Raw genomic sequence first — 10736 nt, forward strand, 5'->3', positions numbered from 1 at the left:
TAAAGTGTTACATCAGGACTCGGGCTCGGCCTCCGCAGGAGCGGACTCGTCAGAGGTATCGGCCTCTTCGCCCACCACCTCCTCGGTCTGGCCCGCTTCGACCTCATCGCTCTCCACGCCAAAGAGCTCCCCGGGGACCGCCTCGGGGTTGCCGACCACCGCAAACTGGTAGTCGTTCATATAGACCTGCGCCACACGCTGGATATCGGCCGGGGTCACCGCGTTGATGGCGTCGAGGAAGGCGTCGGCCTCCTGCCAACCACCGCCAAGAAGCTCGTGGTCGGCGAGCATGCCGGCCTGGCTCGCGTTGGTCTGCAGGCTCATGTAGTGGCCGGTCAAAAAGACGTTGCGGATCTTCTCGAGGGCCGCGTCGCTGACCATCTCGTCTTGCAACCGCTCCACCTCCGCAAACATCACCGGCAGGGTGGCCGCCGGGTCGGTGGCGGTCACGTAGAGGTAACCAAAATTCTCTTTGCGCGAGGCCATGCCCGCAGACACCGCGTAGGTGAGGTTGCGACGGGTGCGGACCTCCTCAAAGAGGCGATCGCGCAGATAACGCGTGGCGAGCAGCATCGCCGGATAATCGGCTTCGTTGAGCGCCGGCGCCTCGAAGTAGCCCATGATGTAGTTGGTGGGAAGTTCCTGCGCGATCACCTCCAGCGCGGGCTCGGTGTGCTCGACCTCAGCCACCCCCGGCGCTTCGCTGTCCATGGGCGAAAGACGCCCAAAGCTTTCGGCGACGCGCTCGACCAGAAGATCGTGGTCGATGTTGCCCACGACCACCAGCAGCATACGCTCGGGCTCAAGCAGCCCGCGCTGCCAGGCTTTGAGCTCCTCGGTGGTCAGCGCGCTGACCGAGTCCACCGTACCGATCTGGCGATTTTCATACGCATGGTTGCGGAAATACAGGTTGCCCACCGCCTCGCCGACCAGCGCGTCCGGATCGTCTTTGATGCTCTCAATCGACGCGATCTGACGGGTGCGCTGCAGCTCGACCTCCTCCTCGGGGAAGGCCGGCTCGAGCACGGCCTGGGTGAAGAGCTCCCAGGTTACGTCAAAATGTTCCACCACCGAGCGCATCGACATCCCGGAGTAGTCCGCGCCGGCAAAGGAGCCCACCGAGGCCCCCACGCCGTCAAGCCGGGCGTTGAAGGCGTCTTTGGGCGTGGACATCGTGCCGCCGCCGGCGGCAACGCCCAGCGCCAGGCGCTCAATGCCGGCGATGCTCTCGGTGAGGCCGGCCTGACCGCCCTCGGTGATCAGCCGCGCGACCACCACCTGGTTGGCCGGTGTGATGCGGTGGATCACCTTGAGCGCGCCCACCTGCGTGACCCGCACCGTCTCGCTGGACTCCAGCTCGGTGATCTCCGGGGATCCCTCAATGAAGCTCAGCTCGCGCAGCTCGGGGATGGGGCGATCGGCGTTGGCAATGGAGCGTGTCGTCTCGCTCGGGGTCTCATCCGGGGTGGGGGCGCCACCGGAGCAGGCCGCCACGACGGCCGCCGCGCCAAGCGCGACACACGAGCGCATCCAAAGGTTCGAAGCGTTCATCATCACTGGCCTCCTTCAATTGCAGCGCTATCGCTCGCGTCGCTCGATTCATGTTCCAGTCGAGCGCGCACGCCCTCGACGACCTCCTGGAGGCGCTCTTCGCTCAGCCCCAGGCTCTCGATCTGCTCCGGGCTGGCCAGCGCCCCCACGACCATGGGCTGGTCCAGGATGTAGGTGCGCACGTAGTTGGCGATATCCTCGCGGGTCACCGCCTCCAGATCGGCGATGTAGCTGCGGTAGTAGTCCAGTCCGGCCACCGCCCACCAGAAAGTCACGGTGTGGGCAAAGGAGCTGGTCTGCTCGCGACCGTAGATCTCCTGCACGGCCAGGATGGTCTTGGCCGCCTCCAGCTGCGCGTCGGTGAAATAGTCCGGATCGGCAAAGCGCGAGACCTCCACGAGCGCGGCCTCCATCGCCGCGTAGAACTGCTCGGGCAGCGCCTGCGCCGTCAGGCTGATCGGTCCGGTAAACGCCTGGGTGTAGTAGCTCTTTGAGGCGCCCAGGGTGAGCTGGCTGTCGACCAGCGCCTTATAAAACTGGCTGGTGGGCTGGCTCAAAATGTAGCTGAGCACGTCGGCGGCGTGCGTTCCCACCGGATCTTCGCCGACCGAGGGGCCATGCCAGTTGAACTGGAAGACCGGCACCTGCACCTCGCGCTCCACCACCACGTAGCCATCGTCGGCAAGAGGAGGGTGGGGCGGGACGGGCTCAATGGTAAAGGGGTCTTCGGCGCGCTCCCACTGGCCGAACACCGCCTCGACGGCCTCAAACGCCTCCTCGGGCTCCACATCGCCGGCGACCATCACCACCGAGTTGTTGGGCACGTAGTAGAGCTCTTTCATGCGCCGCATCTGCGCGACGGTGGCGTTGACGATCGCCTCACGCGAGCCCAGCGGGTCTTTGCGCGCCGGGTAGGTATGCCACAAAAGCTGCTCCACCCCGCGGTTGAGCCAGTAGTAGGGGCTCGACTCGGCCCGGTCGGCCTCGCCAAGCACGACCTGCTTCTCCCGCTCAAACTCCGCCTCATCGAAGTTCGGTGAGGTGGTGGCGTCGTACATAAACTGCAGGCCCGGGGTGAGGTTGGCCGCCGGGAGCGTAAAGAAGTAGTTGACCCGCTCGCTGCTGGTCGTGCCGTTGAACACGATCCCCAACTCGCGCATCCGCTCCAGGTACGCCTCCTGGTTGGGGATGACCGCGTTCCCCTTAAAGAACATATGCTCGTAGAGGTGGCTCAACCCGTTGAGCTCATCGGTCTCGGTGTAGGCGCCGTTCTTCACCGTCAGCTCGATCGTGACGATCGGCAGGGTGGGGTCGGGGATCACGATCACATCGAGACCGTTCTCCAGGGTGCGGCTCTCCATCAGGTCGCCGGCTTCCACCGTCTGCGACGTGCCGGGGTCTGGCGAGTCCTGCGCCAGGGCAGGGGACGCCACCGGGGGCGTCAGGCTCAGCGCCAGCGCGCCGGCCGCCACAAGCGCCGCGCGCCAGGGGGCGGAGGCCATCGAGTACGAGGTCATGCCATCTCCGTTTTCAAAAAATTCGAGAAATGTGAGTCAACGCTCATGCGCCATCAAAGCGCATCATCGGGCACTACCAACAGGGCTGCAGGTCTATCACCACCGAAGGGGGGCTGCCAACCGGGCCGCCTCGCGGGCAGTGACGCGCCAGAGCTTCGGCTCGCCAGATCCTGCGGCAAGAGCGTTCTGACGATTCCCCGCCTCGAAACACAGGTGCAGGCCATTGCTCATCCCCCCCGAATCCGCCAAGACGTGACGCAAACACATCGGGCATCGCCTCGACCCCCCATTGCTTGTGGTTTTCTGCGACATGCCATCGAAAAAGGGGGGGGCAAGTGTGCCACGTTGGCACAGCTAATGCCCTGCCCCCCCCCATCCAGATGGGGTCTTTTTCACCAAAATTCGCCAACAGGGGGGGCTGAGTGTGCCAGGTTGGCATCGTCGAGGCCTCAGGCTCGCGTAACATGAGAGCTGGAGGCCTCGAGCACCACCTCGACCCCCCATCGGATGGGTGTTTTCCGATAAGGCATCGCCTTCGACCCCCCATCGGATGTGGTATTTTGCGACATGCCATCGGAAAAGGGGGGGCTGGGTGTGACAGGTTGGCACAGCTAATGCCCTGGCCCCCCATCCAGATGGGGTGTTTTTGACCAGGCATCAGCCCGGGGGGGGGCTGGGTGTGACAGGTTGGCACAATGGGGGGCCTTCGGCTCGCATAAAATGAGAGCTGGAGGCCTCGAGCACCGCCTCGACCCCCCATCGGATGGGTGTATTTTGATAAGGCATCGCCTCGACCCCACCTCGGGCGGGGGGGGGCACGTTCAGGCGAAAAGTCGTCGAGCCACGTGTTCGGATCGTGTTCAGCGAACGAAATCCTCGATCAACGCCCAGTGCCCGCACCCACACGCCTTCATGACCTCCAGGGCACGTTCGTAGGTTTTGTTGGCGTCTAGCTCATACTGGGCGGCTAAGCCCTCAGTTTTTGTTGGCTCATTGTAGACAAGTCCGCGCAGCGTAAACTCATCGTTGAAGATGTCGGCAACCTCAGTGGGACGCATGGCGCGCATCGCCCGTGCGAGATGACCCAGCTGGCGAGACGCCGTCGCGAACTCTGCCACGGCGAGGGCGTCATCTGTGGCATTTAAAACTGCAGAGACCGCGATAGTGAGGGAGACTCGGCAGAGAAGCTCAGCCTGCTCTGCGGTTTCGCGGTGGTTTGGGTCCGCCTCAAGGTTGTCGAGGGCTGCGTGGCAGCGATCGCGGGCAGAGCGCGCATCGAAATAAGTGATGTGGCGCAGGACGTCATTATTAACGTCAGCCCACAAGGACTCCTCGTAGGCGTTTCCCTCCAAAGCAGTCAAAAATTCTGACGACTCTGCGTCGGCAGGTGGGGCGTCGCTACGGGCCTCACGATAGAGCGCCTGCACGGCGTCACGATACTCCTCGCAGTTGGCGTCACCCGGACAGGCGGCCGTGAGCATACGGTAGAAGATTGAAGCGTCGGCTTTCTGATGGGCGTTGGCCATTGCGTCATCGAAGGGCGCGTAGGTTCCGAGAATTGCGCAGGCGTCCTGATGGTCCTGAGCGCAATAGCTGCGCAGCGACTCCCAGTCTTCAGCGAGAGCGCCGGCGTAGATACAGGCCTGAGGGTCTCCTTGCTCACAGCGCGTATTGAGAAGCGTCTGCCGAGCTTGCGTGCTCAACGCGTCGGGGGAGAGCACCCAGGCGGTCAGGATATCCTCTTCTACTTCTTCTACGCGCTCGTCAGATGGAATCGCCTGGGGTTCCACGCGGTCGTCAGACGGAATCGCCTGGGACGACGTGTTCGCCGTGGACGGAGTATCTGGAGCCGGAGTGGGATGGGAGCATGCACCCAGTGTTGTCAGTAGGAGTGTCGCAAAAGCGATACGATTGGCTGTGCGAATGGAGGGCAGGGTGAGGCGGTTTTCCAAAATCATCATGGCATCTCGAGACATGGGAGCGGGCACATCCGAAGCGCGGATGAGGTCGTGTGGCAGGGATCCTTATCTTATGGCGAGCGGTGCCTCCGTGACCACCCCGGAGGCTCGCGCTCTCCCAGAGTACCCCGACGCCATCTCGGGTGGGTGTTTTTTGATAAGGCATCGCCTCGACCCCACCTCGGGTGGGGGGGCACGTTCAGGCGACAAGTCGTCGGGCCACATGTTCGGATCGTGTTCAGCGAACAAAATCCTCGATCAACGCCCAGTGCCCGCACCTACACGCCTTCATGACCTCTGCTGCGCGTGCGTAGGCCTCGTCGGAGTTTTCATAGTACTGCGCGACCCGCTCATCGGCGTCGGCCGCTTCACCGGAGGCGCGGGCGGCGTTGGCGGGCAGCATCGCGTCGATGGCCCTGGCGAGGCGTCCGTAGATGCGAGAGGTCTCGGCCAGGGCAGCCACCGTAAACGCATCGTCCTCAACCATGACGGAGGTGGCGTTCATGGCGTCGAGCGCGTAGCCGCAGAGGTTTCCGGCCATCGCAGCAGCGTCCTGATTGCCGGGCTCGACTTCGAGCCGGTCGAGCGCCGCCTGGCAGCGGCCGAGGAGGGCGCGATGTCCAAAAAAGTTCATCTGACGGCGAATCAACGGGTCGTCGGTGTGAACCGTGGCGTCGTAGAGCGCTTGCCGAACGTCAGTGTCCAACTCCCCCGGCGCATCGGCGGGTCTGGCCAGCGTCAACGTGCGATAAAGGATATGCGCCGCGGCGGCCTCATGGGCGTCGGCCATCGTCGCGTCGTAGGGGGCGTAGGTGCCCAGGATGGCGCACGCATCGTGGGCGCCCATCGCGCAGTAGCTGCGCAGCGACTCCCAGTGTTCAGCGAGCGCACCGGCGTAGATGCAGGATGTGACCTCGCCATCCTGACAGCGCGCCTCAAGCAGGCCCTGGCGCGTCGGGTCGCTCAGCACATCCGGTGAGAGCACCCACGGTGAGAGCAGGGCGTCTTCCACGCGCTCCTCGGCGGACTCTGACTCGGCCGCGGCGTCTCCGGCAGGAGGGGGCGCCGGGTGGGCGCATGCGCCGAGCATGGCGAGCAGCCACGGCGTCATGGCGAGGCACGCCATCGTGCGGGATAAGGCGTGGGGCAGGCGTCTGGGTTTCATCATCACAATCATCACAATCATCAAAATCATCAAAAACTCTCGAGAGTCGGGCGTCGGTCCAGGGGTCACCCCTGAGATGTCGGGTGTCAGGAGGGGGCATCGTAGACCTCGATGGAGCATTGGCACCAGCAATGCCCGAAACGTCCGCGCGTCGACAGTCCCTGTGTTCCGACACCCAGCCACACCGCCGGATTGACACCCGAGGCCCGCTGCCAGTACAACCAAGCCCGCTTAACTGAGAGAAAATTCAGTCAAATCGCAACGGCGCCGAGGTTGAGACGATGGTGATGATTTCCGCAAAGACGATGGGCAAGCGCGCGCTGGCAGGCGCGCTGGTGGGGGCGATGGCGCTGAGCGTGTGGGGCTGCGACAAGAAGCAGCCCGCCGCCGGCGGTCAGGGAGAGGCCAGAGGCGGCCAGGCCGAGTTCGTGGCCGGCTCCGAGGCCGACATGTTCACCTTCGCGGTGGCTGCCGACCCCCAGACCCTCGATCCCGGGCGGATGAGCGGCGCGCCGGAGGGGCGCATCGCCTTCAATCTCTTTGAGGGCCTGATGATGCCCGGCCCGACCACCGAAGATCTCGACGACGCCAGCGAGCTCGTCGTGCCGGGTGTGGCGGAGTCCTTTGAACTGAGCGAAGACGGCCGCACCTACACCTTTAAGCTGCGCGACGACGCCAAATGGTCCAACGGCAAGGCCGTGACCGCCAGTGATTTTGAGCGCTCCTGGCGCCGGGTGCTCACCCCCGACTTCCCCAGCGATTACCAGAGCTTTATGTGGGTGATTCAGAACGCCGAGGCCTTCTCGAAGGGCGAGGTGACGGAATGGAGCGAGGTCGGCGTCAAGGTGATTGACGACCGTACCCTGGAGGTGACGCTCACCCAGCCCACCCCCTACTTCCCGGAGCTCGTGGCCTTCTACACCTTCTTCCCGGTCCCCATGGATCTCGTCGAAGAAAAAGGCAACGACTGGACTCGCCCCGAGAACATCATCACCAACGGCCCCTACGAGCTGGAGAGCTACCGCGAGCAGCAGGATCTCTTGCTCAAGAAGAGCGAGAACTACTGGGATAAGGCCAACGTGGCGCTCGATCAGGCGCGCATCCGCATCATCCAGGACACCAACGCCGCGGTGAACGCGTATCGTACCGGCGAGCTGCACTGGAGTGGGACGAGCCTTCCGGTGGCGCAGATCACGGGGCTTCTGACCCACCCGGACTACATGCAGGAGCCGATGCTGGGCACCTACTACTACCGCATCAACGTCACCGACGAGGAGAGCCCGCTGACCGACAACCGCGTGCGCCAGGCGCTGGCGATGTCGGTGGACAGCCGCTCGCTGGTCGAAGACACGATGAACAACCTCTTCACCGTGGCCAACCACTTCGTGCCCCAGGGCCTGCCCGGCTACGAGTCGCCTGGCGAGGGCATCACCTATGACGTGGCCCGGGCCAAAGAGCTGCTGGCGGAGGCGGGTTACCCCGATGGGGAGGGCTTCCCGCGCATTCAGCTTCTCTACAACGTCGATGAGAACCACAAGCTGATTGCCGAAGCCGTGCAGTCGATGTGGAAGCGCAACCTGGGCATCGACATTCAGCTCGTGAACAAGGAGTGGCGCACCTACCTGCAGGACGTCTCCTCGATGAACTACGAGATCGCCCGCGCCGGCTGGATCGGCGACTACAACGACCCGATGACCTTTCTGGACATGTGGGAGACGGGCAACGGCAACAACAACACCGGCTGGAGCGACGAGGAGTACGACGCGCTGCTTAACCAGGCCCGTGCCGAGCGCGATCCGGCGCAGCGCATGAAACTTCTGGCCCAGGCCGAGGCGATTGTGCTGGAGCGCGGCCCGGTGATTCCGGTCTACTACTACACCAACAACGTGCTGGTTTCGCGCTTTCTCGAAGGCTTTGAGCCTCATAACCGCGACATCCACCTCCTCAAATACATGAGCCTGCCCGAGGCCCCGGCGGCCGAAGGCACGGAAGCCTCCGAGTAACCCGTCCGAAGGGGCGCGTTGCGCCCCTTCCACGACGCGGCCCGCTTTTATGAGCGCCCGACCGGCCTGGTCGGGCGCTCCCCCCTCAGGACGAACGCGGAGAGTGCAGTGACCCGCTTTATCATCCGGCGCCTCCTCAGCTCGGTGGTGGTGATTCTGATCATCATCACCCTCTCGCTGTGGATTACCCGCCAGGCCCCCAGTAACCCCTGTCTGCAGGAGCGCGAGGCCAACGCCTGCGCCTGCATCAAAGAGCACGCGCTCGATCGCCCGATCTTTCCGGTGCATAACCCCCCGCCGCTCACCCCTCTGGAGGGCTGCCAGTACTGGGAGTCGTCCGGAAGCCTGGTGCTCGGCCCGATTGAGGTCTTGCCCCTCTCGGAGTGGAGCGAGACGCAGTACGTGATCTACGTGGCCACGCTGCTCCAGGGCAGCCTGGGCGGCTCGATGGTCACCGACCGCACGGTGCTTGAGACCCTGGGCGCGGCGCTCCCCTACACGATTCAGCTGGGTATTCAGGCGCTCTTGATCGCGCTGCTCATCGGGGTGCCGGCCGGGTTGATTGCCGGGTTGCGGCAGAACACGCTGCCGGATTACGGGGTGATGACCGTGGCGATGGTCGGGGTGAGCATCCCGAACTTTGTGCTGGGGCCGCTTCTGATCATGCTCTTCTCACTCAAGCTCGGCTGGTTCACGGCGGTGGGCTGGGAGAGCTGGTCGGACAGCGTGTTGCCCTCGATCACGCTCGGCCTCTTTTACGCGGCCTACATCGCGCGCCTGACCCGCGGGGGCATGCTGGAGGTGATCCGCAAGGATTATATTCGCACCGCGCGGGCCAAGGGGCTGACCGAGCAGATCGTGGTCTTGCGCCACGCGCTCAAAGGCGCGCTGTTACCGGTGGTCAGCTACCTGGGACCGGCCTTTGCGGCACTTCTGACGGGTTCGGTGGTGGTCGAGGAGATCTTCAACCTTCCCGGCGTGGGTACCCACTTTGTGCGCTCGGCGCTCAACCGGGACTACAACCTGGTGCTGGGTACGATCATCCTCTACTCCTCGCTGCTGGTGGTTTTGAACCTGGTCGTCGACATCCTCTACACGGTGCTCGACCCGCGGGTCAGCTACGACGACTGAGAGAGCAATTATGACGGCAAATCTTCCCCCCACAGGCAGCGACGGCGATGTGCGTCCTGCCTCCGCAGCCCCCGAGCCAACCCCTCCGAAGGACGAGTTGGTCGAGGGCACCAGCCTCTGGAAAGACGCCTTTCGCCGGCTCAAGAAGAACCGCGCGGCGATGGGCGGGCTGATCATCGTGGCGATCATGGCGAGCTTCGCCATCTTCTACCCCCTCTTTGTCAAGTACGGCACACGCTTTACCCAGGAGGAGCAGCACAGCTACGTGGTGCCGCGCCCCCCGGGCTCCTACAGCGTGCCCTCGACCCACTACGGGCGGCTGAGCAAAGAGGTCTGGTCCTTTGAGAAGATCGACGCCAACGGCGACGGCCGGGTCAACGCCGACGAGATCGAGCTGGCGTACAAGACCTGGGAGTTTGAGCGCATCGACCGCGACGGCGACGGGGCGCTCAACTACGACGAATATGCCGCGGCTCCCTTCTCGATGCCCTCGCCGACCGAGTTCATCCCGGCGTGCCGACAGTGGTCCTCGATCAAGCGCAATATGGCGCCGATCGACCACCCGGACATCTTCGCCTGCGACGCCGACGAGGCGGGCCTTTTGCACTTTGAAGACGCCGGCCGTCTGGTCGACATCGTCAGCCGCGGGGAGGCCCGCGACATCCTGGCGCGCATGGACACCGAAGGGCAGGGCTATATTACCCCCGAGCAGTTCGAGGGCCTTCCTCGGCCGCAGCGCAACTGGCTGGGCACCGACCAGCTCGGCCGCGACCTGCTTAGCCGCATGCTCTTCGGGGCGCGCATCTCGCTTGCGGTGGGGCTTCTGGCGACCTTCGTCTCCTTTGTGATCGGCGTGAGCTACGGGGCGACCGCGGGCTTTGTCGGCGGCAAAGTCGACAACCTGATGATGCGCGTCGTCGACATCATGTACGGGCTGCCCTTTATGTTCCTGGTCATCCTCTTGATGGTCGTCTTTGGCCAGAACATCTTTCTGCTCTTCATCGCGCTGGGCGCGGTGCAGTGGCTGACGATGGCGCGGATTGTGCGCGGGCAGGTCATCAGCCTCAAAGGTCAGGAGTTTGTGGAGGCCGCCCAGACCATCGGCGTCTCCAAATTCAACATCATCTTCCGCCACCTGATCCCCAACGCGCTGGGCCCCATCATCGTGTACGCCACGCTGACGGTGCCGGCGGTCATGCTGGAAGAGGCCTTCCTCTCCTTCCTGGGGCTGGGCGTGCAGGCGCCGATGACCTCCTGGGGCGCGTTGGCCAGCGAAGGGCGTCAGCTGATGGAGACGGCCCCCTGGCTGATCATTTACCCGGGGGCGGCGCTGGCGATCACCCTCTTGAGCTTGAACTTCGTAGGGGACGGGCTGCGTGACGCGCTCGACCCGCAGTTGCGTAAGGACTGA

The 10736-nt window shown here is 64.1% G+C and carries 6 protein-coding genes and 2 pseudogenes; 4 read left to right on the top strand and 4 right to left on the bottom strand.

Annotation, left to right across the window (positions count from 1 at the left end; all coding sequences use genetic code 11):
- Nucleotides 1-12 precede the first annotated feature (12 nt).
- The 4 genes from FRC96_RS09550 to FRC96_RS09565 form a co-directional block, all read right to left on the bottom strand.
- Nucleotides 13-1554 (bottom strand): M16 family metallopeptidase, encoded by a 1542-nt coding sequence (locus FRC96_RS09550; protein WP_146974266.1) that lies wholly within the window; start codon nucleotides 1552-1554, stop codon nucleotides 13-15.
- Nucleotides 1554-3068 carry a M16 family metallopeptidase gene (locus FRC96_RS09555; RefSeq protein ID WP_146974267.1) on the bottom strand — a complete coding sequence of 505 codons (1515 nt, stop codon included), beginning with the start codon at nucleotides 3066-3068 and terminating at the stop codon, nucleotides 1554-1556. The genes FRC96_RS09550 and FRC96_RS09555 overlap by 1 nt, the downstream gene beginning before the upstream one ends.
- A gap of 860 nt (nucleotides 3069-3928) precedes the next feature.
- Complete coding sequence (locus FRC96_RS09560) at nucleotides 3929-5029, bottom strand: hypothetical protein (RefSeq protein ID WP_146974268.1); 1101 nt, start codon at nucleotides 5027-5029, stop codon at nucleotides 3929-3931.
- Nucleotides 5030-5264: 235 nt separating this feature from the next.
- Nucleotides 5265-6221: a hypothetical protein gene (locus FRC96_RS09565; RefSeq protein ID WP_146974269.1), complete on the bottom strand. Its 957-nt coding sequence runs from the start codon at nucleotides 6219-6221 to the stop codon at nucleotides 5265-5267.
- A 257-nt stretch (nucleotides 6222-6478) separates the two neighbouring features.
- Here FRC96_RS09565 and FRC96_RS09570 point away from each other — a divergent pair, with 257 nt between their 5' ends.
- From FRC96_RS09570 to FRC96_RS22755, 4 genes and pseudogenes are all read left to right on the top strand, one after another.
- On the top strand, nucleotides 6479-8194 hold the full coding sequence (locus FRC96_RS09570; RefSeq protein ID WP_230470098.1) for a peptide ABC transporter substrate-binding protein: 1716 nt from the start codon (nucleotides 6479-6481) through the stop codon (nucleotides 8192-8194).
- A 108-nt stretch (nucleotides 8195-8302) separates the two neighbouring features.
- The gene (locus FRC96_RS09575) at nucleotides 8303-9325 is read left to right on the top strand and encodes an ABC transporter permease (RefSeq protein WP_146974271.1); all 1023 of its coding nucleotides are present in this window, start codon (nucleotides 8303-8305) and stop codon (nucleotides 9323-9325) included.
- Nucleotides 9326-9335: 10 nt separating this feature from the next.
- A pseudogene (locus FRC96_RS22750) lies at nucleotides 9336-9716 on the top strand (hypothetical protein); the annotation flags it as partial.
- 348 nt (nucleotides 9717-10064) lie between these two features.
- Nucleotides 10065-10736 (top strand): annotated as a pseudogene (locus tag FRC96_RS22755) (ABC transporter permease); the annotation flags it as partial.

The sequence above is a fragment of the Lujinxingia vulgaris genome, assembly GCF_007997005.1.
Classification (GTDB): Bacteria; Myxococcota_A; Bradymonadia; order Bradymonadales; family Bradymonadaceae; genus Lujinxingia.

Excerpts from the sequence above, each read along its gene's own strand:
- FRC96_RS09550 (WP_146974266.1), bottom strand. The coding sequence starts at position 1,554 with ATGATGAACGCTTCGAACCTTTGGATGCGCTCGTGTGTCGCGCTTGGC.
- FRC96_RS09555 (WP_146974267.1), bottom strand. The coding sequence starts at position 3,068 with ATGACCTCGTACTCGATGGCCTCCGCCCCCTGGCGCGCGGCGCTTGTG.
- FRC96_RS09560 (WP_146974268.1), bottom strand. The coding sequence starts at position 5,029 with ATGATGATTTTGGAAAACCGCCTCACCCTGCCCTCCATTCGCACAGCC.
- FRC96_RS09565 (WP_146974269.1), bottom strand. The coding sequence starts at position 6,221 with ATGATTTTGATGATTGTGATGATTGTGATGATGAAACCCAGACGCCTG.
- FRC96_RS09570 (WP_230470098.1), top strand. The coding sequence starts at position 6,479 with ATGATTTCCGCAAAGACGATGGGCAAGCGCGCGCTGGCAGGCGCGCTG.